Below are 22,452 nucleotides of genomic sequence, written 5' to 3'. Positions count from 1 at the left end.
CGGAGGAGTAGACCTCCACCACCGGCCGACTCCGTCCGCCTCCACCTCGGATGGAGAGCGTCGTCCACCCGATCGGGTGGGCCCGTCGCGCCCCCGAGGACCCGGTTACCCGGCCGCGGGCCCGCCACCGGCGTGTTGTTCGTGGTCCGGCGCCCGTCGGGTGCGCGGCGCGCGCGAGCCCCACTGGGGTGGCGGCACGGTGCGCGGTGCGCCGAGCGCTCGATCCGGTGCGCCGTCGGCCTCCACCCGGGCGCGGCCGAGCGGTTCGCCGGTCGGCGTGGCTCGCAGCAGGCCGGCGGCGGCCTCGCGGTGCGGGACGCCCAACTTCCGCAGTACGGCGTGCACATGGGTCTTGACCGTGGACAGGCCGATGGAAAGGCCCCGGGCGATCTCGTGGTTGGTCCTGCCCTCGGCGATCAGGAACAGGATCTCCCGCTCGCGCGCGGTCAGCGTCTCGGGCAGCGCCGGCCCGGTGCGCTGTGCGACGACGGCCGGGGACTGTACGCGTTGCAGCAGCAGCGCGGCGATCCGCGGGCTGCACGAGGCCTCGCCGCGCACCACGCCGATGATCGCGGCGGCGGTCTGCGGGAGCGAGTATTCGCGGCCGATGAACCCGGCCACGCCCGCCTCGGCCGCGCTGATCACGTCGTCGCGGGATTCGTCCACGCCCATCGCGATCAGCCGCGTCTGCGGCGACCCGCGGCGGATCGCGCGGATCGCGGGAATGCTGTCCGGCGTGCTCAGGTCCAGCAGGAGTACGGAGGGGCGCAGCCGCCGTGCGCCGGCGACCGCCTCGGAGGCGGAGCCACCCGACCCGACCAGCCGCAACGCGGGTTCGTCGGCGAGCGCCCGCACGGTGGCGTCGCGATAGATCCGGACCGGGGTGATCACGAGTACCTCGATCGCCACACTCATCGGCTCTGCTCTACCCCCCGCGGTCGCGGCCCGCAACAACCAACACGTGAGCACACAAGGTAATCGATCGATCACATCGAGAGACCCGGGTAGTGGATACCCGCCGAATCCCCCGAAACACACCCTAGAACCACCCACCGTCGACCACCCGTCATTCGCCCGCCGTCCCGGCCGGAACGCGCGGGGGCCGGTGCCGGTCGGCGGTTCGCCGCCGGTCGGCACCGGCCCCGTCGAGCCCGGTCGGCCCCGCGCCGTTCAGGCGAGCGAGTGAACCGGCCGACTCGTCGACGACTCGATCTCGCCCGCCGCCTTGTCCAGCAGCTGCCGGGTCAGGTCGGTCAACGCCCGTGCCGCGGCGATCTCTTCGCCGACCGCCGGCTGATCCGGGTCGTCCGGATACCGACTGGCGTGCGCGTGCGAGCGCAGCTCCGTACCGTCGCGCAGGCGCAGCAGCGCCGCGGCCTCGGTGCGCTTGCCGTCCTCCTTGAACTCCATCTCTATGTGCCATCCCACGATCTGCATACCTGCCGCCTCCAAGCCCCCGACTCCGTCGGTCCACTCCGTCGCCGCCGCCGCTTTCCCCCCCTCCCACCAGGATGGTTCAATCCGCCACGAATCGGTAGTTTTACCGCAATCGCTCACGCGGAACCGGTGTCGGGCGGATCTCGAACCCGACCAGCCCCTCCTCCACCGGATCCTCGTCGTACACGTACACCCGGTCGACGACGGCCAACGACGGCCCGCGCCCGGTCCACGCCGTCAGCCGCGCGACCTCGTCCGGCGCGCCCTCGAACACCGCCTCGACCGTGCCGTCCGGCAGATTGCGCACCCAGCCCGCGACGCCGTGCCGCTCCGCGGTACCGCGGCACGTGTCCCGGAAGTAGACGCCCTGCACGTCCCCCGACACGACCACCCGCCGGCGACTCATCGCGCACCCGCCGGCGGCGGCCCCGTCACCGTCACCCGGGCCGGACGCAGCAGCCGGTCCCCCACCCGATACCCCGGCTCGTGCACGGTCGAGCAGATCGGCGGATCGACCCCGGTCGCCACGTGCAGCGCCAACGCGTCGTGCACGTACGGATCGAACACATCGCCCACCGCCCCGAACGCCCGCAGCCCGAGCGCCGCGAGGGCGTCCTCCAGCGCGTCGACGACACTCGCCACCCCCGGCGTCAGATCACCGGCGGCCCGCGCCCGGTCGAAGCCGTCGACCACCGGCAGCAGCGGCGTGAGCACGTTGACCAGCGCCGCCTCCCGCACCGCCAGCCGGTCCCGCCGTACGTGTCGGCGATAGCCGTCGTAGTCCGCCCGGAGCCGGCACAACTCGTCGACCCGCTCGGTCACCTGCTCGCGCTGCGCCGCGATCTCGGCCAGCAGCGATGCCAGGATCGGCGACGGTGGCTGCCCGGTCGGAACCGGCAGTGGTCCCGGGCCGGGGGAGATCCGGTTCATGCGGTCCCACCTCCGCGTTTGTCGTCGTCGACGATCTCGGCGTCGACGACCTCGTCCTCGTCGACGTCGGCCGAGGTGCCGCCCGCCGCCCCGGCCGCGCCCTCCGCGCCCGGCTGGGCGTTCGCGTACATCGCGGTGCCCAGCTTCTGGCTGACCGTGCTCACCCGTTCCGCCGCCTCGCGGATCGTGGCCGTGTCCTCGCCCGCGAGCGCCTCGCGGAGCGCGGTCAGCGCCGTCTCCACCTCGCCCTTGACGTCCGCCGGCACCCTGTCCCCGTTGTCCCCCAGGAACTTCTCGGTGCTGTACACCAGTTGCTCGGCCTGGTTGCGGGTCTCCGCGGTCTCCCGCCGCAGGTGGTCCTCCTCCGCGTGCGCCTCCGCCTCGCGCATCATCCGGTCGATGTCGTCCTTGGGCAGACTGGAACCACCGGTGATGGTCATCGACTGCTCCTTGCCCGTGCCCAGGTCCTTCGCGGACACGTGCACGATGCCGTTCGCGTCGATGTCGAAGATCACCTCGATCTGCGGCAGCCCGCGCGGGGCCGGCGGCAGGCCGGTCAGCTCGAACATGCCCAACCGCTTGTTGTACGCGGCGATCTCGCGCTCACCCTGGAACACCTGGATCTGCACCGACGGCTGGTTGTCCTCCGCCGTGGTGAAGATCTCCGAACGCTTCGTCGGGATCGTGGTGTTGCGCTCGATCAGCTTGGTCATGATGCCGCCCTTGGTCTCGATGCCGAGCGAAAGCGGCGTCACGTCCAACAGCAGGACGTCCTTGACCTCACCCTTGAGCACACCCGCCTGCAACGCGGCGCCGACGGCCACGACCTCGTCCGGGTTGACGCCCTTGTTCGGCTCCTTGCCGTCGGTCAGCTCCCGGACCAGCTCGGTCACGGCCGGCATCCGGGTCGACCCGCCGACCAGGACCACCTGATCGACCTCCGCGACCGAGATCCCCGCGTCGTCGATCGCCGCGTGGAACGGGGCCCGGCAGCGCTGGAGCAGGTCCGCCGTGAGCTGCTGGAACTGGGCCCGGGTCAGCTTCTCGTCCAGGTGCAGCGGGCCCTCGGGCGACGCGGTGATGTAGGGCAGGTTGATCGACGTCTCGGTCGCGCTGGACAACTCGACCTTGGCTTTCTCCGCCGCCTCGCGCAGCCGCTGTACGGCCATCTTGTCCTTGGACAGGTCGATCCCGTGCGCGTTCTTGAACTGCTTGACCAGGTGGTCCATCACCCGCTGGTCCCAGTCGTCGCCGCCCAGATGCGTGTCGCCGTGCGTGGCCTTGACCTCCACGACCCCCTCGCCGATCTCCAGGAGCGACACGTCGAACGTGCCGCCACCCAGGTCGAACACCAGGATCATCTGGTCGCGCACCTTGTCCAGCCCGTACGCCAGCGCCGCCGCCGTCGGCTCGTTCACGATCCGCAACACTTGGAGACCCGCGATCTCCCCGGCCTCCTTGGTGGCCTGCCGCTGGGCGTCGTCGAAGTACGCCGGCACGGTCACCACGGCGTCGGTGACCTTCTCGCCCAGATACGCCTCGGCGTCGCGCTTGAGCTTTTGCAACACCCGCGCGGAGATCTCCTGCGCGGTGTACCGCTTGCCGTCGATGTCGCCGGTCTCGGGAAAGTGCCAGGTGTTGTCGCCCATGTGCCGTTTCACGGACCGCGCGGTGCGCTCGACGTTGGTCACCGCCTGCCGCTTGGCCACCTCGCCGACCAGCACCTCGCCGTTCTTCGCGAAGGCGACCACCGACGGCGTCGTCCGAGCCCCTTCCGCGTTCGCGATGACGGTGGGCTCACCGGCCTCCAGAACCGCGACCACCGAGTTCGTCGTACCGAGATCGATACCAACAGGACGTGCCATGGGGGGCTCCTCGACTGTCACGCGCTCCGACGCCCCACCCACCCCAAGTCCACCCGCCGAACGCTCGCACCTTCCGGCCGCACGGATACCACTACCCCCTCATCATGACCCACCAGCCCAACCTCAACCCACCCCCGCACGAACCACCACCCCGAGCCCCCGCAAACCCCACGCCCGGTAACCGCGCCCGACAGCGGGTATCGATCGGCTCGGCCACCGTGCGCGGCCGAGCCCGCACCCGTGGCGACGACCGCGGTGCGGCTCCGCGTCCCGGAGCCGCCGACCGCGGGAGGTCGGTGCGCGGGCCAACTTGGTGGTGGTGGGGGGGTGGGGGTCGACATAATGTCGGGGCAAGGTGTTGCAGGGCGGCGAGGCGGTGTCGGGGCGGTCTTCGCGTGGGGCGAGGGGCGTGGGTCGGGTGTGGGGGCCGGTGGGTGCTCCGTGGTCGATCGGGCATCGGTTTCATCGAGCGCCGTAGGCAAGGAGCGTCACCGTGGTCTTCCCCCTCCCCCGTACGCTTGCGGCGCTGCGCGTCGCCCGAGAGGCCGCCCAGGTCATTCGCCGAGCCGGGCGGCCTCGGCGGATCCGGCTCAAGTCGTCGTCCGCCGACCTGGTCACCGCGACCGATCTGCGCGTGGAGAAGCTGGTCCGGGCCTGGCTGGGCAGCCACTATCCGCAGGACGCGGTGGTCGGCGAAGAGGGCGGCGGGCTGGCCGAGTTGGACCTGACCCGCCCGACCTGGTTCGTCGATCCGCTCGACGGCACCACCAACTTCGCGCACGGACTGCCGCACTACGCCTGCGCGATCGCGTTCTGGGACGGCGAACGACTCGCCCTCGGCGTGGTCGCGGACGCGACGCGGCGCCGAACATACTGGGCGGAGGCCGGGCGCGGGGCGTACGAGGGCCGCAAGCGCCTGCACGTCTCTGACACCCGCACCCTGGGCCGCAGCGTGATCGCCACCGGCTTCCCGCCGTCCCGGGCCACCGACCCGGACAACAACCTGGCCGAGTTCCTGTCGGTGGTCAACGACACCCGTGACGTGCGGCGGTTGGGCTGCGCCGGGATCGACCTGTCCTGGGTGGCCGCGAGCCGGCTCGACGCCTACTGGGAGCAGCGCTGCGGTCCGTGGGACTGGGCGCCCGGCGCGATCCTGGTCCGCGAGGCGGGCGGGCGGGCCACCACCTTCGAGGGCCACGACTGGAAGCCCGGCGACGGGGAGTTGGTCGCCTCCAACGGCGCCATCCACGATCGTCTGCTCCGCTCGTTCGCCGAGGCGAGGGCAGGCGCGGGCCTCCCGGCCCGCCCGATCGCGGCCTGATCGCGCGCACGAGGGCTCGGGTGGAGCGATCCACCCGAGCCCGGCGGCGCGGGCCCGGTCAGCCCCGGGCCGCGCGTTCCGCCCTCGCCTCGTCCATGCGCCGGCGGGCCGCCGTCACTTCCGGGCGGGCGGAGAGTTCGGGGACGCCGACCTCCCACCACGCGCCGGATTCGGTCCAGTGGTCCGGGCTGGTCCGCACCACCACCACGGCCGGCCGCCGCGACGCGCGGGCCGCCGCGTACGCCTTCTCCAGGTCGGCCACCGTGTCGGCGGTGAACACCTCGGCGCCCAACGCGGCGGCGTGCGCGGCGAAGTCGACCCGGTGGTCGGCCGCGGCGCCCGGTCCCCGGCAGTCGGTGATCATGTTGTTGAACGGCGCCGCCCCCTGCCCCTCCTGCAGCCGCGCGATCACCGCGTAGCCGCCGTTGTCGCAGACCACCGCGACGAACCGGTGCCCGGACAACACCGCCGAGTACACCTCGGAGTTGAGCATCAGATACGACCCGTCGCCCAGGAGCGTGGTGACCACCCCCTCGGGCCGCGCCATCGCCGCGCCCCACGCGCCCGCGATCTCGTAGCCCATGCAGGAGAACCCGTATTCGACGTCCATCGTCGGCGCCCCGACCGCCCCCACCGACCGCCAGCCGCCCACCAGTTCGCCGGGCAGCCCGCCCGCGGCGGTGAGTACGTAGTCCCGCGGCCCGGCCGCCCGGTTGACCACGCCCACGACCTGCGCGTAGGTCGGCAAATCCGCCGGATCGCCCGGCGCGCGCAGGGCGTCGATCGTGTCGTCCCAGGCCCGGCGTTCGCTCGCGGCGCGCGCGGTCCAGGCCGGATCCGGGTGCCAGTCGCCCAACAGCGGGCCGAGTTCGCGCAGCGCCTCCCGCGCGTCCCCCGTCACCGGCGCCGCGCCGCGCTTGACCGCGTCGAACCGGGCCGCGTTGATCGACACCAGGCGCGCGTCGGCGGCGAAGACCGTCCAGGACGCGGTGGTGAAGTCCTGGAGGCGGGTGCCCACGGCCAGGATCAGATCCGCGTCCGCCGCGAGCGCGTTCGCCGACGCGGATCCGGTGATGCCCAACGGCCCGGCGTGCAAAGGGTGTTCGTGCGGCAGCAAAGTGCGCCCCGCGACCGTCTCGGCGAACGGGACCCCGTGCGCCTCGGCGAGCGCCAGCACCTCCGCCGCCGCGTCCGCGTACCGCACCCCGCCGCCCACCACCAGCAACGGCCGCGCGGCCGCCCGCACCAGTGCCGCCGCGTCGGCCAGTTCGCCCAGATCCGGGCGCGGGCGCACCGGCCGGTGCAGCCGGGGCGCGAACATCGCGACCGGGAAGTCGTACGCCTGCGCCTGCACGTCCTGCGGCAGCGCCAGCGTGACCGGCCCGCAGTCGGCGGGGTCCGTGAGCACCCGGGCCACCTGCGGCAGCGTGGCGATCAACTGCTCCGGCCGGGTGATCCGGTCCCAGTAGCGACTCACCGAGCGGAACGCGTCGTTGACCGTGCCGCCCGGGTCGTGGAAGTGCTCGACCTGCTGCAGCACCGGGTCGGGCGCCCGGCTCGCGAAGGTGTCCCCGACCAGGAGCAGCAGCGGCAGCCGATTGGCGTGCGCCACACCCGCCGCGGTGACCATGTTCAGCGCGCCGGGCCCGATCGAGGAGGTGGCGACCATCACCTGTCGGCGCTGCGTCGCCCGCGCGTGGCCGACCGCGGCGAGCGCCATGCCCTGTTCGTTCTGGCCGCGCCACACCGGGAGTCGCCCACCCGCCTCGTGCAGCGCGTCGCCGAGGCCGAGCACGTTGCCGTGGCCGAAGATGGCGAACACGCCCGGGAACAGCGGCACTCGGCGGCCGTCCACGAGTTCGCTCCCCTGGGCGATCAGCCAGCGGACGAGGGCCTGGGCGGTGGTCAGCCGCACGGTGGCACCGGGCGTCGTCATCGGATTCCTCCGTCGGGGGCGGGCGGCGAGGTGAGCGGGCAGCGCGGGTCGACGGGCTGTCCGGCCCAGCTGTCCCGTACCCAGTGGTGGGCGGGGTCGTCGCAGGCGAGCATCGCGCGTTCGGCGGCGGGTCCGGCCATCACGTTCAGGTAGTAGAGGTGGTGTCCGGGGGTGGCCACGCACGGACCGTGGTAGCCGCGCGGGACCAGGAAGACGTCACCGTCGCGCACCGTCACCGTCTCGTCGATCGAGCCGTCGGCGGTGTACGTGCGGTGCAGCCCGAAACCCTCCCGGTCGGGCGTGCGCCCGTCCCGGCCGGCCACCCGGAAGAAGTAGATCTCCTCGTTGACGCACTCGTGCGCGCTCGCCTCGTCGTGCTTGTGCGGCGGGAAGGACGACCAGTTGCCGTCCGGGGTCAGGATCTCGCAGACCACCAGCTTGTCCGCGTCGAACGCGTCGGGCGTGAGCAGGTTGTTCGCCTGCCGGGTGGCCCGACCCGCGCCGCGCACCTCGACCGGCACCGCGGCGGCCGGCCCGTACGCGGGATCCAGCCGTCGGGTCGCCCGCGCCGACGCCAACGCCACCTCGCACCCGTGCGCCGAGCCCAACCGCAGCTCCGCGTCGCGCGGGACGTACGCGAAGTCCGGCACGGCGGTGAACACCGTCTCGCGTCCGGCGAGTTCGAACCGACGGCCCTCGGTCTCCACGGTCAGCCCACCGGCCAGCGGGATCACCGCCACCTCGTGGTCCCCGGTGGCCAGCACCCGCCGGCCGGCCGGCGGCAGGTGGATCACCCGCAGGCCGCTGTAGCGCCAGCCCGCCAGTTCGGGCGTGATCAGCACCGGGTCGTCGGCCCCGCCCGCCGTACCCCACGGGTGGAACAGTCGCGCGTCGCTCACACGATCACCTCCGCCGCGCGCGGATTGGCCGCACGCAGGACCCGCGCGGCGGCGTCCACCGCGCCGCGCACGTCCCCGTCGGCCGGATACAGCAGCGCCCGGCCCACCACCAGTCCGCGCACCGCCGGTTGCGCGAGCGCCCGGCCCCACGAGGACAGATCGGCCCGCGGATCGGCGGACGGCACCCCGCCCAGCACCACGGTCGGCAGGGTCGTGGCGCCGGCCACCTTGTCCGGCTCGTCGGTCGCGGGCAACTTCAGCCAGGTGTAGGCCGAGGTCGTCCCCAGCGCGGACGCGACCGTCACGGCCCGTACGTTGGCCTCGGTCGACCGGTCCAGGACCAGCCGCCCGGACGCGTCGCGCCGATAGGGCAGCGGCTCGATCATCGCCCGGATCCCCCGGTCGGCCAGTTCGCTCACCGCCCGCGCGCAGCCCGCCAACGTGGGTATCGTGCCGGCGTCGGCGTCCACGATGCGCAACAACATCTTGCCGCCGTCGAGCCGGTAGCGGTCGATGGCCTCGGCGTCGTACCCGGTGAACCGGTCGTCGATCTCCCAGGACGCGCCGGCCAGACCGCCCCGGTTCATCGACCCGATCACCACCTTGTCCTCCAGCACACCCAGGAGCAGCAACTCCTCGATCACGTCGGGCGTGCCCAACACCCCGTCCACATCCGGGTGTTCCAGGGCGGTGACCAGACGGTCGAGGAGGTCGCGCCGGTCGGCCATGGCGAGCGCGTCGCCACCCACCCCCAGCGAGCCGCGGCCGGGATGGTCGGCGGCGACCAGGAAGAGGGTGCCGTGCGGGGAGAGCAGGCCCGGTCGGCGACGGCGCTCGTCGTACGCGGCGAGGACCGCGTCGGGCCGGTTCGCCCGGGTCGCGAGCAGGGTGTTCCAGTCGTGGTCGCTGATCACGTTCGGGTCTCCAACATCGGGTGGTCCACGATCGGGTGGTTCGTGTTCGCTTCGTGTGCGGTCGCCGATTCCGCCATCTCCTCCGGCGTCGGCATCGCGTCCGCGCACGCGAGCCGCCCCGCCACCAGCGCCCCGGCGACGTTGGCGAATTCGGCGATCCGCACCGGATCCCACCCGGAGAGCAGACCGTGCACGAGCGCGCCCCCGAACGCGTCCCCCGCGCCGAGCCCGCACACCACCTCGACCGGGCGCGGCGCCACCGTGTGGCTGCCCTCGGCGGTGGCCACCAGGACACCCTCGGCGCCCTTCTTGACCAGGGCCAGCCGCACCCCCCGGGCGAGCAACCGCCGCGCGGCCTCGTCCGGATCGGCCGTGCCGACCGCGACCTCCACCTCGGCCCGATTGCCCACCACCACGGTGGCCTCGTCGACGAGCGCGCCGATGTGCCGCGAGGCGGTGTCCCGGTCCGGCCAGAACATCGGCCGGTAGTCGAGGTCGAGCACGGTGTGCTCGCGCCGGCCGCGCGCGGCCAGCATCCGCAGATGGGTGCCGCGCGAGGTCTCGACACTGGCGCCGGTCCCGGTCACCCACAACACCGGGACCCGCCGGACCAGATCCCACGGCACGTCCGCGTCGGTGAGCGTGAGGTCGGGCGCGGTGGGCAGCCGATAGAACAGCAGCGGCGGATCCTCCGGCGGGTCGAGCGCGCAGAACACCACCGGCGTCAGCAGCCGTTCGTGCGTGGACACCCAGGCGGGATCGACGCCGAACCCGGTCAGCGCGTCGCGGACGAAGGTGCCGAACGGATCCGCGCCGACCTTGGTCAACACCGCCGATCGACGGCCGAGCCGGGCCGCGGCGACCGCCACGTTGGTGGCGGTGCCGCCCAGCGACCGGGCGAAGGTCTCGACCCGGTCGAGCGGGACCCCGCTCTCCCTCGGGTACAGGTCCACCCCGACCCGTCCGACGGTCAGCACCTCGGGCCCGGTGTCGACCGGCCCGCCGCGCTCCGGCTCCGTCGTGGACCCGGTCATGCCCGCGTCCCCGGTCATGCCTTGGCTCCCGAATGCAGCTCGTGTGCCAGCGCCTCGAGTTCCGCGCCGCCCGCCATCTGCCGGGTGAGTTCGGCCAGAGTGATCTCGTCCTTCGTGTAACTGCCCTGGCTGCGCCCGCGGTTGAGCAGGAGGAACCGGTCCCCGACCGGGTGCGCGTGATGCGGGTTGTGGGTGATGAACACGACGCCCAGACCACGATCGCGCGCCCGGGCGATGTAGCGCAGCACCGTTCCGGCCTGCTTGACACCGAGCGCGGCGGTGGGCTCGTCCAGGATCAGCACCTTGGCGCCGAAGTGCACGGCCCGGGCGATCGCGACACACTGCCGTTCGCCGCCGGAGAGCGTACCCACCGGCTGCTCCACGTCGCGCAGGTCGATGCCCATGTCGAGCAGCGCCCGACGCGCGGTGTCGCGCGCCCGCGTGATGTCGAGCCGGGCGAACGGCCCGCGTCCCTTTCGGGGTTCGGAGCCGAGGAAGAAGTTGCGCCACACGCTCATCAGCGGCACCACGGCCAGGTCCTGGTAGACCGTGGCGATCCCCCGGTCCAGCGCCTGACGGGGCGAGTGGAAGTGCACCGGCGCACCCTCGACGAGGTACTCGCCGCTGTCGTTGGCGTGTACGCCGGCCAGGATCTTGATGAACGTCGACTTGCCCGCGCCGTTGTCCCCCAGGACACACGTCACCTCGCCGGCGTCGACCGAGGTGGACACGTCGTCGAGCGCGATCACATTGCCGAACCGCTTTCCCACTCCGCGCAGTTCGAGCAGGTGTCCGGCCCGGGCGCCGGCCCGGGTGGCACCCGAACCGAGCGGGGCGGGGGTGTCCGGTTCGGCGCCGGTCGGCCGGGGTTCGGGAGTGGTGTTCGTCATCGGCGGGACCTTTCCGCGCGGCGCCGGAAGGAGTTGTTGACCAGCACGGCGGCGAGCAGCATCACGCCGAGGAAGAGCTGGAACCAGTCGCTGTTCCACTTCGCGTACACGATGCCCTGCCGGGCCATGCCGAAGATGAGCGCGCCCAGGGCGGCGCCGATCGCCGACCCGTAGCCGCCGGTGAGCAGGCAGCCGCCGATCACCGCCGCGATGATGTACTGGAATTCGAGCCCGATGCCCTGATTGGCCTGGACCGAGGTGTAGCGCAGGATGTTGATCGAGCCGACCAGCCAGCCGGCCGCGGCGGTGCTCATGAACAGCACGATCTTGGTCCGGTCCACCGGGACGCCGACGTTGCGCGCGCTCACCGGAGCGCCGCCGACGGCGTAGATCCAGTTGCCGAACCGGGTACGGGCCAGCACCCACGTGGCCAGCGCGGCCAACAGCAGCCACCACAACACGGAGACCTGGATCTCGGTGCCGGCCACGGCCATCGTCGAGGCGAAGAACCGCCCGGCCGACTCGTAGCCGTCGGTGGCCCGCATCCCGCTGACCTGGACGCTGTTCGTCACATGCCGGGTGACGCCGAGGTTGAGGCCCTGGAGGGCCAGGAACGTGCCGAGCGTGATGATGAAGCTGGGCAGCCCGGTACGCACCACCAGCCAGCCGTTGAGCGCGCCGACGGCGAGGGCGAACAGCAGGGACACCGCGAGCGCCGGCCAGACGGACCAGCCCGCGCGGGTGGCGAGCATGGCGGTGATCAGCGCGGTCGAGGCGGTCATCACCCCGGCGGACAGGTCGAATTCGCCGCCGATCATCAACAGGGCCACGGCGACCGCCATGATCCCCAGGGTGGCCGAGTCGTCCAGCCAGGTCGCCGCGCCGGCGGCGGTGAAGAAGCCGTCGGCGACGACCGAGAAGAACACCATGACCAGCACTGCGCCGATCAGCGAGCCCAACTCCGGCCGCACGAGCAGTCGGTGGGCCAGGTTCACGGGCGACACCCGCTCGTCGCCGGCGCCCGCGGGCCCCGGGGCGGCGCCGCCCGAGGTCTCCGCGGGCGGCGCGGGTGTGGGCGAAGGGGTGGGTGCGGGCTTCGACGGTGGCGTCGTGGTCATCTCGTCCCCCGCTGTGCGTATCCGGCCACCGCGTCGACGTTGTTCCTGTCGACGAATCCGGGGCCGGTCAGCACCGGCTTGCCGCCGCCGACGGTGTTGGCGTTGTCCCGGTACAGCTTGATCATCGTCACCGGCAGGTAGCCCTGGAGGTATTGCTGCTGGTCCACCGCGAAGACGATCTTGCCGCCCTTGATCGCGGTGACCACGTCCGGGTTGAGGTCGAACGTGGCGATCTGCGCCTTGGAGTTCGCGTCGCCGACCGCGCCGACGGTGACCGCGGCGACCTGCGGGTTGAGCGCGAGCACGGCGTCGATCGAGGAGTCGGACTGGAGCGCGCCGCGGATCCGGGCCTGGGTGTCGGTGGGGTTGCCGATGTCGACCTGGAGGGTCTGCGTCGCGCCGCCGAAGCCGGCCTTGGCACCGTCGCATCTCTGGTTCAGGCCGATGTTGCCCGCCTCGTGGATGACGCACAACATCTTGGTCCGACCCGCCTGCTTGAGCTTGGCGCCGGCCGCCTCGCCGGCGATCGACTCGTCCTGGCCGACGTGCGCGATGGCGCCGAACTCGGCGGACCTGCTCTGCCCCGAGTTGATGGTGATCACCGGGATGCCCTTGGCGGTGGCCGCCTTGATCGAGTTGGCCAGCGCGTCCGGGTTGGCCATCGAGACCACGATCCCGCCCACCCCCTGGGTGACCGCGTTGTCGATCAACCGGGCCTGGCCGGCCGGGTCGCCGTTGCCCTGGTACTGGACGTCGACGCCCAGCTTCCTGCCGGCGTCCTGCGCGCCGTTCTGGACGACGCTCCAGAACGCGTCACCGGCCGAGCCGTGGGTGATCACGGCCACCGTGTTGTTGCCCTTGGCCGCGACCGTCGGGGCGCTGTTCGCGGTGTTCTTGGTGTCCGGGTCCGAACCGGAGGGACTGCTGCAGGCGGCGAGGACGAGTGCGGACACGCCGATGGCTGCGGCGAATCCGAGGGAACGTCGGGGCATCGAATACTCCTCGTCAGGACGTTCGGGACGTTCGGGGGAGGTGATGAGGATGAGGGTCGGGTGCCTGGCGGCGACGAGTGCGTGACGTGCGTGATGTGTGCGGCGTGGGTACCGTGCGCGGCGTGCCGGACGCCCGGCCCGGTAGGTGTGTCGTACCCCGACGGGGCGAGCGAATCCGCCCACCGCGCCGCGCCCGGCGCCCACCGGTCAGTCGCCGCGCAGGTGGGCCAGGCCGCGCGCGGTGTCCCGGCGCGGCAGGTCCGCGTCGGCCGGGTCGTCGCCGAGGCGCATGTCCTGTTCGAGGACGTACCAGTTCCGATAGCCCGCCGCGCGCAGCGTCGCCACTATCTCGGCGACCGGGACGTCGCCCTCGCCGATCGGGCGGTATATGCCGCGGCCGACCGCCTCGGCGTAGGTCAGCGCGCCGGACCGCACCAGCGCGGCGGTGTCCGCGTGCACGTCCTTCAGGTGCACGTGCCCGATCCGGTCGGGGTGCCGGCGGACCAGGTCGAGCGGGTCGGTGCCGCCGATCAGCAGGTGGCCGGTGTCCAGGCACAGCGGCAGGGTGCTGTCCCGGAGGAAACGTTCGACCTCCGCCGCGTTCTCCACGTGGGTGCCGACGTGCGGGTGCAGCGTGGCGCGCAGGCCGCGACCGGCCGCGATCCGGCCGATCTCCTCGGCGGTGGCGATCAGTTGCCCCCACTCCGCGTCGGACAACCCCGGTCGGGTGTCGTAGCCGTCCAGACCGGTGGCGGCGGCCAGCACCAATACCTCGCCGCCGGCCGCGGCGATCAGTTCGGCGGTGTGTGCGGCGGCGGTCAGCGTCCGCGCCAGGCGGTGCGGGTCGTGCAGGACGAGGGCGGCGAACGAACCGACCAGGGTCAGGCCGTGGCCGGCCAACACGCCCTTGAGCGCGGCGGGGTCGTCCGGCAGGTAGCCGGGCGGGCCCAGTTCGGTCGCGGTCAGGCCGAGTTCGGCCATCTCGCCGAGCACGGTGTCCACCGGGAGCATCGGGCCCCAGCCGGGCACCTCGCACACCCCCCACGTGATCGGCGCGCCCGCGAGCCGCAGGTCGGCTCCCGCGGGGGCGCTCACGACGACGCCTCCCCGACCGCCGTCACCGCCGGGCCGCCGGCCGACGGCTCCGGGACCACCGGGCGCCCCTCGCGCCGCGACCGCTCGCAGGCCTCGGCCAGGATCAGGCTGCCCAGCGAGTCGCGCACCGGCGACGGGTTGGCCATCCGTCCGGCGACCACCTCGACGAACACCCGCATCTCGTTGCCGTACGCCCGGGCGAAGCGCTCCGGGAAGCCCGGATAGGCGTCCGGCCCGGCCTGCGGTCCGCCCTCCTCCAGGGAGGTCAGCGGGGTGCGCGGGTCCAGACCCACCGCGAGCGACTGGACCGAGCCCAGTACCTCGATCCGGTGGTCGTATCCCGCCGGGTCGTGCCGCCCGCCGGTGAGCACCGCGTGCGCCCCGCCGGCGAAGCGCAGCACGACGACCGCGTTGTCCACGTCGTCGGCGTCCGCGAACGCCTGGTCGACCAGCACCGATCCACTGGCGTACACCTCGACCACGGGTTCGCCGATCAGCCACGGCACCGCGTCCAGGTCGTGGATCAGCAGGTCGCGGAAGATCCCGCCGGACGCGGGCAGGTAGCCGAAGTCGGGCGGCGCGGCATCCTGACCGACCGCGCGGACCAGGTACGGCGTACCCGTCTCACCCGCGTCCAGGCGTCGCTTCAACTCGACCACCGCCGGGTCGAACCGGCGCTGGAAGCCGACCAGCACCGGGACCCCGCTCGCCTCCACCTCGGCGATCAGCGCGCGCATCGCCGGCACGTCCGAGGCGATCGGCTTCTCGCACAGCGTCGGGACGCCGGCGGCGACGGTGCGCCGCACCATCTCCGGGTGGGTGTCGGTGGGCGTGGCCACCACGACCCCGTCCACCTCGCGGAGCAGGGTGTCGAGGTCGGCGACCGCCTCGGCGCCGATCTCCCGGGCGAGGGTGTCCGCGCGTCCCGGTTGGGGATCGAACAGGACGAGCTTGTCGACCGTCTCCAGGTCGGTGAGGTTGCGCGCGTGCATCGCGCCGATCCGCCCCACGCCTGCGACTCCGATACGCATCAGATTCATTTCTCCAGTGGGCAGGTGGAACTTGGCAGTCGAGCCGATCGAGGAGCCTCCCCGGGTCCGCCCGACGGAGCGATCCGTGCGTCGGAGCACTCCGTGTGTTGGCGCGTTCCACTATTTGGAGCGCTCCAATCCGAGAACGCCCCAAGACTGATACTCGCCGTCCGAGCATGTCAAGGGTCACCCGCCACGTTGACCGAACGTCGTCGACACACCCGGATCGGTGGGCATTACAGCCATTCGTCGGGTCGGTCGCGGCGGCCCGGGCCCGATCGGAGTGGAGCGCTCCATTCATTGGAGCGCTCCAAGCGTGTATCTTCGGTTCAGGTTGTCGGTCGCGGGTCCCGGTGTGGCCGGGCCCGGCCGTGTGGGGATCGTGGGGATCACGGCGCCGAGGTTCGGACGCCGGGTGGACGGGGCGCGGTTGTGCGGGTCGCGCTCCCATCGTGACGTCGACGTCGTCGAGTCGTCGCCACGCGTCGACGCCACAAGCCGGCCGACGGCGCGCCGTCGGATCGACGACGCCGCATCCGGGAGAAAGGTGAGCATCAGTGTCCGGTCCCACCCTCGAGGACGTCGCCGCCCGCGCCGGGGTCTCCCGCTCCCTCGTGTCGTTGGTGATGCGCGACTCGCCCAAGGTCAGCGAGGGCCGGCGCCGGGCCGTGCTCGCCGCCGCCCGCGAGTTGGGCTACCGCCCCAACCTCAACGCCCGCACGCTGGCCACGGGCAACAGCGGCACGCTCGGCGTGATGATCTCCGACCTGCACAACCCGTACTTCGCCGAGGTGGTCGACGGCGTCGAGGCCGCCGCGCACGACAACGGCATGGAGATCATCCTGGGCACCGGTGGCCGCCGACCCGCGCACGAGCGCCGCAGCGTCGAGCGCCTGCTCCAGTTCCGCCCGGCCGGCCTGCTCCTGCTCGGCCCCGTGGTGGAGACCGCGGCGATCGAGGAGGCCGCCTCCCAGGTGCCCACCGTCCTGGTCGCCCGCAGCGTCCGGGCGGGGCACGTGGACACGGTCAACGACGACGGTGCCACCGGATCGGCGCTGGCCGTCGAGCATCTGGCCGCGCTCGGCCACCGCGACATCGTGCACGTGGACGGCGGTGGCGGCTCGCAGTCGTCGGTCCGTCGCCGGGGCTACGAACAGGCGATGCGGCGACTGGCGTTGTCCCGCCATCTGCGCGTGGTGCCGAGCGAGTACACCGACATCGGCGGGGCCGAGGCCGCCCGCGCCCTCCTGGCCGGCGACACGCTCCCGACCGCGATCGTCGCGGCCAACGACTTCAACGCGGTCGGCATCATCGGCGAGTTGTCCGAGGCGGGCGTCCGGGTGCCCCAGGACGTGTCGGTGATCGGCTACGACAACACCCACCTGGCCGGGCTCCGGCACATCGGGCTGACCACGATCAACCAGCCGAGGGAGGAGATGGGCCGGCTCGCCACCGAGACCCTGCTCCAACGCCTGCGCGGCGAACGCACCCGGGCCGCCCGCCACCTGCTGCACCCCGAACTGGTCGTCCGCACCAGCACCGGCGCGCCGAGGAGCTGAGCACACACGGGGTACGGCTTCCCGGGTCGGGCCTGGTGCCGTTCGGCCACGCCCCGGCCCTCGGCCGCATCGATAACCCCTGGGTTAACCCCGGTTCCGGGATCGATCGTTGTTCGGGGGCGGCGCAGCCGCGAATCTTGAGGTGTCGGAAGGAACGGCAGCGCGGAGCACCGCGAAAGCCGGCGTCCCGACACCCGACACCGCCTCGCCACCAGGGAGTTCACCATGGCCGCCATCGACCACACCCTCGCCGCCGGCTCGACCGCCACGGCCCGCACCCGCACCGCCGTCGGCCGCTGGCTCACCGCCGGCGCCGTCGCCAACACCCTGATGGCCGGCACCTACGTCGCCTTCTCCGCGGCCGTGATGCCCTGGCTCGGCACCAAGGACGACGCCGACTTCGTGACCACCATGCGGGACATCAACACCGGCATCGAGAACCCCCTGTTCTTCGCCGTCTTCACCGCCGCCATGGCCGCCCCCGCCGTCGCCGCCTGGAAACTCCGCCGACTCGGCGGCGGCACCGCCATGAAGTGGGCCCTCGCCGCCCTCGCCCTCTACACCACCACCGTCCTGACCACCTCCGGCATCAACGTCCCCCTCAACCAGATGCTCGCCCACGCCGGCACCACCGACCCCACCACAACCCGCACCGACTTCGAGACCACCTGGAACATCTGGAACGGCATCCGCGCCGCCCTCTCCACCGCCGCCGCCCTCGCCATGGTCAAGGCCGTGCGCCTGCACCGCCGCAACCGCGTCTGAGCTCGACCCCGGCGCGGCACCGCCGAGGGCTCCCGCCCCCGCACGGTGCGGCGACGGCCCACGAAAGCAGTGTGTGGCCCGCTGTGTTCGGACACCGGCCGGACGGGTCACTGAGTGACCCCGGTACCCGAGCGGCAACGACGAAGCGCGGTCATAGTGGGCCAATGGACGATCACACCGTCACCGGACGTGTCATCGCGGTACTCGACGCGGTCGCCGCCCAGCGCACCCCCGCTTCGCTGGCCGAACTGACCCGCCGTACCACGATTCCCAAACCGACCGTGCGACGCATCGCACACGACCTGGTCCGCCGCAGATTGTTGGACCGTTGCGGCCACCGTTATCGGCTCGGCAGCCGATTACTGGATCTGGGCATGCGTGCCGCGGCGCAGCAGGGCCTGCATCGCATCGGCACTCCCCATGTCCAGGATCTCTTCGCCCGCACCGGGGAGATCGTCTGGATCACCACGTTCACCGAGACCGCCCTGACCCTGGTGGGCACCGCGTTCGGCGCCAACCGGGCCCAGGACGTGCGGCGCGGCGGCTGGCCGCTGCCGATCGACAGCGCCGCCTTCCCGAACACCGCCGTCGGCCGGGTGCTGATGGCGAGTCGGCCGGAACTGGCCGAGCACCTGCGCGCCCGCCCGCCGGCTCCGCTCACCCGGTACGCCGCCGGTTCGTGGGCGCGGCTCGACGCCGCGGTCGACACGGTCCGGGACACCGGGACCGCGATCGAGCAGGAGCAGTGCCTGCTCGGCTACTCCTGTGTGGCCACCGGACTGCACGCTCCCGACGGCGAGTTGGTCGGGATGATCGGTATCACCGGTCGCATCGGTTCCTTCGACGCACAACGCGCGGCCCGCCCGCTGCGGTCCGCCGCCCTCGAAATCGACCGGGCGTTCGCGGCCACCCACGCCGCGCCCTTCGCGGAGATCGCGACGATCGCACGCTGACGTGCGACATGCCGCCGCCGACCGTGAGCGTACGGCGCGAACGGTCGGCGGCGGCGAACCCGCGTGTGGCCGGGGCTACATCGGGGTGACGTACGCCCCCGCGATGCCGCCGTCGACCAGGAACTCGGCCGCGTTCACGAACGACGCGTCGTCGCTGGCCAGGAACGCGACCGCGGCGGCCAGTTCCTCGGGCTCGGCGAACCGGCCCACCGGGATGTGCACCAGGCGGCGCGCGGCGCGCTCGGGGTCCTTGGCGAACAACTCCTTCAGCAGCGGGGTGTTCACCGGTCCCGGGCACAGCGCGTTGACCCGGATGCCTTCGCGCGCGAACTGCACGCCCAACTCGCGCGACATCGCGAGCACGCCGCCCTTGGACGCGGTGTAGGAGATCTGCGAGGTCGCCGCGCCCATCACCGCGACGAACGACGCGGTGTTGATGATCGAACCGCGGCCCTGCCGGCGCATGTACGGCAACGCGGCCTTGCAGCACAGGAACACCGAGGTCAGGTTGACCTCCTGAACCCGGCGCCAGGCGTCCAGGCCGGTGGTCAGGATCGAGTCGTCGTCGGGCGGCGAGATGCCGGCGTTGTTGAACGCGACGTCCACCGAGCCGTAGGCGTCGAACGCGGCCTTGAACAGCGCCTCGACCTGTTCCTCGTTCGTCACGTCGACCCGGACGAACAGGCCGCCCACCTCGGCGGCGGCGGCCTTGCCCGACGCCTCGTCGATGTCGGCGCACACCACGTTGGCGCCCTCGGAGGCCAGTCGCCGGGCGGTGGCCAGGCCGATTCCGCTGCCCGCTCCGGTGACGACGGCGGTACGGCCGACCAGGCGGCGGCACACGGGGGTCTGCTCGGTCACTTAGTTCTCCTCGGTGCTGATGAACACGTTCTTCGTCTCGGTGAAGGCGACCAGGGCGTCCGGGCCCAGTTCGCGGCCCAGGCCCGATTGCCCGAACCCGCCGAAGGGGGTCGAATACCGGACACTGCTGTGCGAGTTGACCGACAGGTTCCCGGCCCGGACGGCCCGCGAAACGCGCAGCGCGCGCCCGACGTCGCGGGTCCACAGGGATCCGGACAGGCCGTACGCGGTGGCGTTGGCGAGCCGTACCGCGTCGGCCTCGTCCTCGAACGGCAACACGACGGCCACCGGGCCGAAGATCTCCTCGACGGCGGTACGGTCCGCCGCGGACTCCGGAGCGAGCACCGTGGCCGGATACCAGAAGCCCTTGCCGGCCGGCACCTCGCCGCGGATCACCGCCGGCGCGTCCTCGCGCACGTATGAGCGCACCCGCTCGCGGTGGGCCGCGGAGATCAGCGGGCCCATCCGCGTGTCGGGATCGTTCGGATCGCCGACCCGGAAGGCCCGCACCGCCGGTTCGAGCAGTTCCAGGAACCGGTCGTACACCGGACGCTGCACCAGGATCCGAGTGCGCGCACAGCAGTCCTGCCCGGTGTTGTCCAGGAATCCGCCCGGGGCGGCGGCCGCGGCGGCCGCCACGTCCGCGTCGGCGAAGACGATGTTCGGGCTCTTGCCACCGAGTTCGAGCGTGATCCGCTTCAGCCCTGCGGCGCAGCGGGCCATGATGTCCCTGCCCACGGCCGTGGAGCCGGTGAACACCACCTTGGCCACGCCCGGGTGCTCCACCATGGCCCGACCGGTCACCGGCCCCGCGCCCGGCAGCACCTGGAACAGTCCCTCCGGAAGCCCCGCCGCCAGGCCCAGTTCGGCCAGCCGCAGCGCGGTCAGCGGGGTGGTCTCGGCGGGCTTGAGCAGGACGGCGTTGCCGGCCGCGAGCGCCGGGGCCAGGGCCCAGCCGGCGATCGGCATCGGGAAGTTCCACGGCGCGATCACCGCGACCACGCCGAGCGGTTCGTGGAAGGTGACGTCGAGGCCGCCGGCCACCGGGATCTGCCGGCCGGTCAGCCGCTCGGCTCCGCCCGCGGCGTAGTCGAGCAGGTCGCGGACGTTGCCCGCCTCCCAACGCGCGTTGCCGATCGGGTGGCCGGCCTCGCGGACCTCCAATCGGGCCAGTTCCTCCAGGTGTTCGTCCACCACGACGGCGAATCGGCGCAACAGGCGGGCCCGGTCGGCGGGAGCGCGGGCCGCCCACTGTTCCGCGGCCCGGCCGGCCCGGGCCACCGCCGCGTCCACCTCGGCCGCGGACGTCGCCGCGACGGTGGCGACGATCTCCTCGGTGGTCGGGTCGATGATGTCGTGCTCGTGCGGCCCGTCCGGCGCGAATCGTGCGTCGGGTGCCTGGTGTTCGGACAACGTTCCGATCCTCACATGCGTTCGAAGGAGCGGAAGCGCTCCCAGTCGGTGACCGCGGTGTCGTACGCGTCCTGTTCGACCCGCGCCATGTGGAGGTAGTGCTCCACCACCTCCGCGCCGAAGGCGTCCCGGGCGATCGTGGATCCCGCCCACGACTCGGCGGCCTCGCGCAACGTGCCCGGTACGTGCGGCGCGTCGCCCGTATAGGCGTTGCCCGTACACGCCTCGCCCGGATCCAACTCGTGCTCGATGCCGTACAGCCCGGCGGCGATCATTCCCGCGACCGCGAGGTACGGGTTGACGTCGCCGCCCGGAAGGCGGTTCTCGAAGCGGTGCGCGTGGCCGTGCCCGACCACCCGTAGCGCGCACGTGCGGTTGTCCGGGCCCCACGCGACGGCGGTCGGCGCGAACGAGCCGGGACGGAAACGTTTGTACGAGTTGATGTTGGGGGCGTACAGCAGGGTGAACTCGCGCATCGCGGCCAATTGTCCGGCCAGGAAGTGCCGCATCGTCTTCGACATGCCGTATGCGCCGTCGTCGTCGGCGAGCACGGGCCGGCCGGCCTCGTCGCGCAGGGACAGGTGGATGTGGCACGAGTTGCCCTCGCGCTCGTCGTACTTGGCCATGAAGGTGAGCGACATGCCCTCCTGCGCGGCGATCTCCTTGGCCCCGGTCTTGTAGACGGTGTGCTGGTCGCAGGTGACCAGTGCCTCGTCGTAGCGGAAGGCGATCTCGTGTTGGCCGAGGTTGCATTCGCCCTTGGCCGACTCGACGGTCATCCCGGCCGCGCCCATCTCGTTGCGGATGCGGCGCAGCAGCGGTTCGACCCGGCCGGTGCCCAGGATCGAGTAGTCGACGTTGTACTGGTTGGCCGGCGTCATGTCGCGGTAGGCGCGGTCCCAGCCGGCTTCGTAGGTGTCCTTGAAGACGATGAACTCGAGTTCGGTGCCGGCGTGCGCGGTCCAGCCGCGTTCGGCGAGCCGGTCGAGTTGGCGGCGCAGGATCTGGCGCGGCGAGGCCACGACCGGGGAGCCGTCGTGCCACAGGAGGTCCGCGGTCAGCTGCGCGGTGCCCGGGTGCCAGGGGGTGCGGCGCAGTGTGGCGAGGTCGGGGCGCAGTACGAAGTCGCCGTAGCCGCGTTCCCAGGACGACATCGCGTAGCCCGAGACGGTGTTCATGTCGGTGTCCACGGCGAGGAGGTAGTTGCAGCCCTCGGTGCCGTGGGAGAGCGTGTCGTCGAGGAAGAACCGGGCGGCGAAGCGCTTGCCCTGGAGCCTGCCCTGCATGTCGGTGAAGGCCAGGACTACCGTGTCGATTTCCCCGGTGTCGACGAGTGCGCGCAGTTCGTCGACGGACAGCGGGGGCGTTCGGTCTGCCAAGGGAATGCCTCCTGTCGGTCCAACCGGAAGCCATAAGGTATGGCCGTGAACCATTGATTG

At 72.3% G+C, this 22,452-nt stretch carries 21 protein-coding genes; 4 read left to right on the top strand and 17 right to left on the bottom strand.

Annotation, left to right across the window (positions count from 1 at the left end):
- Positions 1-105 precede the first annotated feature (105 nt).
- The 5 genes from EMA17_RS55385 to dnaK all read right to left on the bottom strand — a co-directional run bounded on the left by EMA17_RS55385 (position 106) and on the right by dnaK (position 4,232).
- Positions 106-915: a LuxR C-terminal-related transcriptional regulator gene (locus EMA17_RS55385; protein ID WP_126638717.1), complete on the bottom strand. Its 810-nt coding sequence runs from the start codon at positions 913-915 to the stop codon at positions 106-108.
- 255 nt (positions 916-1,170) lie between these two features.
- Entirely contained in the window at positions 1,171-1,437 is a 267-nt protein-coding gene (locus EMA17_RS21575; protein WP_126638716.1) for a DUF1876 domain-containing protein, read from the bottom strand.
- Between the two features lie 103 nt (positions 1,438-1,540).
- Positions 1,541-1,843, bottom strand: coding sequence for an acylphosphatase (locus EMA17_RS21570; protein ID WP_126638715.1), 303 nt, complete (start codon positions 1,841-1,843; stop codon positions 1,541-1,543).
- Complete coding sequence (grpE, locus tag EMA17_RS21565) at positions 1,840-2,367, bottom strand: nucleotide exchange factor GrpE (RefSeq protein ID WP_126638714.1); 528 nt, start codon at positions 2,365-2,367, stop codon at positions 1,840-1,842. The genes EMA17_RS21570 and grpE overlap by 4 nt, the downstream gene beginning before the upstream one ends.
- Positions 2,364-4,232: a molecular chaperone DnaK gene (gene dnaK, locus EMA17_RS21560; protein WP_126638713.1), complete on the bottom strand. Its 1,869-nt coding sequence runs from the start codon at positions 4,230-4,232 to the stop codon at positions 2,364-2,366. The genes grpE and dnaK overlap by 4 nt, the downstream gene beginning before the upstream one ends.
- 493 nt (positions 4,233-4,725) lie before the next feature.
- On the opposite strand from dnaK, the gene EMA17_RS21555 reads away from it, so the two are divergent.
- On the top strand, positions 4,726-5,553 hold the full coding sequence (locus EMA17_RS21555) for an inositol monophosphatase family protein (protein ID WP_126638712.1): 828 nt from the start codon (positions 4,726-4,728) through the stop codon (positions 5,551-5,553).
- Between the two features lie 58 nt (positions 5,554-5,611).
- Here EMA17_RS21555 and iolD read toward each other — a convergent pair whose 3' ends face one another.
- The 9 genes from iolD to EMA17_RS21510 form a co-directional block, all read right to left on the bottom strand.
- On the bottom strand, positions 5,612-7,489 hold the full coding sequence (iolD, locus tag EMA17_RS21550) for a 3D-(3,5/4)-trihydroxycyclohexane-1,2-dione acylhydrolase (decyclizing) (RefSeq protein WP_126638711.1): 1,878 nt from the start codon (positions 7,487-7,489) through the stop codon (positions 5,612-5,614).
- Positions 7,486-8,388 carry a 5-deoxy-glucuronate isomerase gene (iolB, locus tag EMA17_RS21545; RefSeq protein ID WP_126638710.1) on the bottom strand — a complete coding sequence of 301 codons (903 nt, stop codon included), beginning with the start codon at positions 8,386-8,388 and terminating at the stop codon, positions 7,486-7,488. Before iolB ends, iolD begins: the two co-directional genes overlap by 4 nt.
- Positions 8,385-9,302, bottom strand: a complete 918-nt coding sequence (locus EMA17_RS21540) for a Cgl0159 family (beta/alpha)8-fold protein (RefSeq protein WP_126638709.1) — start codon at positions 9,300-9,302, stop codon at positions 8,385-8,387. The genes iolB and EMA17_RS21540 overlap by 4 nt, the downstream gene beginning before the upstream one ends.
- A complete protein-coding gene (iolC, locus tag EMA17_RS21535) occupies positions 9,299-10,336 on the bottom strand; it encodes a 5-dehydro-2-deoxygluconokinase (protein WP_126638835.1) in 1,038 nt (345 codons plus the stop codon). The genes EMA17_RS21540 and iolC overlap by 4 nt, the downstream gene beginning before the upstream one ends.
- 14 nt (positions 10,337-10,350) lie before the next feature.
- Positions 10,351-11,226 carry an ATP-binding cassette domain-containing protein gene (locus tag EMA17_RS21530; RefSeq protein ID WP_246126807.1) on the bottom strand — a complete coding sequence of 292 codons (876 nt, stop codon included), beginning with the start codon at positions 11,224-11,226 and terminating at the stop codon, positions 10,351-10,353.
- The gene (locus EMA17_RS21525) at positions 11,223-12,344 is read right to left on the bottom strand and encodes an ABC transporter permease (RefSeq protein WP_218042958.1); all 1,122 of its coding nucleotides are present in this window, start codon (positions 12,342-12,344) and stop codon (positions 11,223-11,225) included. The genes EMA17_RS21530 and EMA17_RS21525 overlap by 4 nt, the downstream gene beginning before the upstream one ends.
- Complete coding sequence (locus tag EMA17_RS21520; RefSeq protein WP_126638708.1) at positions 12,341-13,336, bottom strand: sugar ABC transporter substrate-binding protein; 996 nt, start codon at positions 13,334-13,336, stop codon at positions 12,341-12,343. The genes EMA17_RS21525 and EMA17_RS21520 overlap by 4 nt, the downstream gene beginning before the upstream one ends.
- Positions 13,337-13,543: 207 nt before the next feature.
- The gene (locus tag EMA17_RS21515) at positions 13,544-14,431 is read right to left on the bottom strand and encodes a TIM barrel protein (protein WP_126638707.1); all 888 of its coding nucleotides are present in this window, start codon (positions 14,429-14,431) and stop codon (positions 13,544-13,546) included.
- Positions 14,428-15,561, bottom strand: coding sequence for a Gfo/Idh/MocA family protein (locus EMA17_RS21510; RefSeq protein WP_246126806.1), 1,134 nt, complete (start codon positions 15,559-15,561; stop codon positions 14,428-14,430). Before EMA17_RS21510 ends, EMA17_RS21515 begins: the two co-directional genes overlap by 4 nt.
- Before the next feature lie 458 nt (positions 15,562-16,019).
- Between EMA17_RS21510 and EMA17_RS21505 the strand changes: the two genes are divergently transcribed.
- From EMA17_RS21505 to EMA17_RS21495, 3 genes are all read left to right on the top strand, one after another.
- A complete protein-coding gene (locus EMA17_RS21505) occupies positions 16,020-17,021 on the top strand; it encodes a LacI family DNA-binding transcriptional regulator (RefSeq protein ID WP_126638706.1) in 1,002 nt (333 codons plus the stop codon).
- 225 nt (positions 17,022-17,246) lie between these two features.
- Positions 17,247-17,786, top strand: a complete 540-nt coding sequence (locus tag EMA17_RS21500) for an anthrone oxygenase family protein (protein ID WP_126638705.1) — start codon at positions 17,247-17,249, stop codon at positions 17,784-17,786.
- A gap of 164 nt (positions 17,787-17,950) precedes the next feature.
- Positions 17,951-18,739, top strand: coding sequence for an IclR family transcriptional regulator (locus EMA17_RS21495; protein ID WP_126638704.1), 789 nt, complete (start codon positions 17,951-17,953; stop codon positions 18,737-18,739).
- A gap of 75 nt (positions 18,740-18,814) precedes the next feature.
- On the opposite strand, the gene EMA17_RS21490 is transcribed toward EMA17_RS21495, so the two are convergent.
- The 3 genes from EMA17_RS21490 to EMA17_RS21480 form a co-directional block, all read right to left on the bottom strand.
- Positions 18,815-19,600, bottom strand: a complete 786-nt coding sequence (locus tag EMA17_RS21490; RefSeq protein WP_078981401.1) for a 3-oxoacyl-ACP reductase — start codon at positions 19,598-19,600, stop codon at positions 18,815-18,817.
- Positions 19,601-20,953, bottom strand: a complete 1,353-nt coding sequence (locus tag EMA17_RS21485) for an aldehyde dehydrogenase family protein (protein WP_371863029.1) — start codon at positions 20,951-20,953, stop codon at positions 19,601-19,603.
- A 71-nt stretch (positions 20,954-21,024) separates the two neighbouring features.
- Entirely contained in the window at positions 21,025-22,392 is a 1,368-nt protein-coding gene (locus EMA17_RS21480) for a glutamine synthetase family protein (protein WP_126638702.1), read from the bottom strand.
- Positions 22,393-22,452 lie beyond the last annotated feature (60 nt).

Origin of the sequence: Embleya hyalina (assembly GCF_003967355.1) — a bacterium.
In the GTDB taxonomy this organism is placed as follows: Bacteria; Actinomycetota; Actinomycetes; order Streptomycetales; family Streptomycetaceae; genus Embleya; species Embleya hyalina.
The sequence above is the reverse complement of the archived record's forward strand: the minus strand, read 5'-3'. Positions and strand labels throughout refer to the sequence as shown.

Coding starts and splice junctions, on each gene's coding strand:
- EMA17_RS21525 (WP_218042958.1), bottom strand. CDS start 12,344: ATGACCACGACGCCACCGTCGAAGCCCGCACCCACCCCTTCGCCCACA.
- EMA17_RS21530 (WP_246126807.1), bottom strand. CDS start 11,226: ATGACGAACACCACTCCCGAACCCCGGCCGACCGGCGCCGAACCGGAC.
- grpE (WP_126638714.1), bottom strand. CDS start 2,367: ATGAACCGGATCTCCCCCGGCCCGGGACCACTGCCGGTTCCGACCGGG.
- EMA17_RS21520 (WP_126638708.1), bottom strand. CDS start 13,336: ATGCCCCGACGTTCCCTCGGATTCGCCGCAGCCATCGGCGTGTCCGCA.
- EMA17_RS21495 (WP_126638704.1), top strand. CDS start 17,951: ATGGACGATCACACCGTCACCGGACGTGTCATCGCGGTACTCGACGCG.
- EMA17_RS21500 (WP_126638705.1), top strand. CDS start 17,247: ATGGCCGCCATCGACCACACCCTCGCCGCCGGCTCGACCGCCACGGCC.
- iolC (WP_126638835.1), bottom strand. CDS start 10,336: ATGACCGGGTCCACGACGGAGCCGGAGCGCGGCGGGCCGGTCGACACC.
- EMA17_RS55385 (WP_126638717.1), bottom strand. CDS start 915: ATGAGTGTGGCGATCGAGGTACTCGTGATCACCCCGGTCCGGATCTAT.
- iolD (WP_126638711.1), bottom strand. CDS start 7,489: ATGACGACGCCCGGTGCCACCGTGCGGCTGACCACCGCCCAGGCCCTC.
- dnaK (WP_126638713.1), bottom strand. CDS start 4,232: ATGGCACGTCCTGTTGGTATCGATCTCGGTACGACGAACTCGGTGGTC.
- EMA17_RS21570 (WP_126638715.1), bottom strand. CDS start 1,843: ATGAGTCGCCGGCGGGTGGTCGTGTCGGGGGACGTGCAGGGCGTCTAC.
- EMA17_RS21575 (WP_126638716.1), bottom strand. CDS start 1,437: ATGCAGATCGTGGGATGGCACATAGAGATGGAGTTCAAGGAGGACGGC.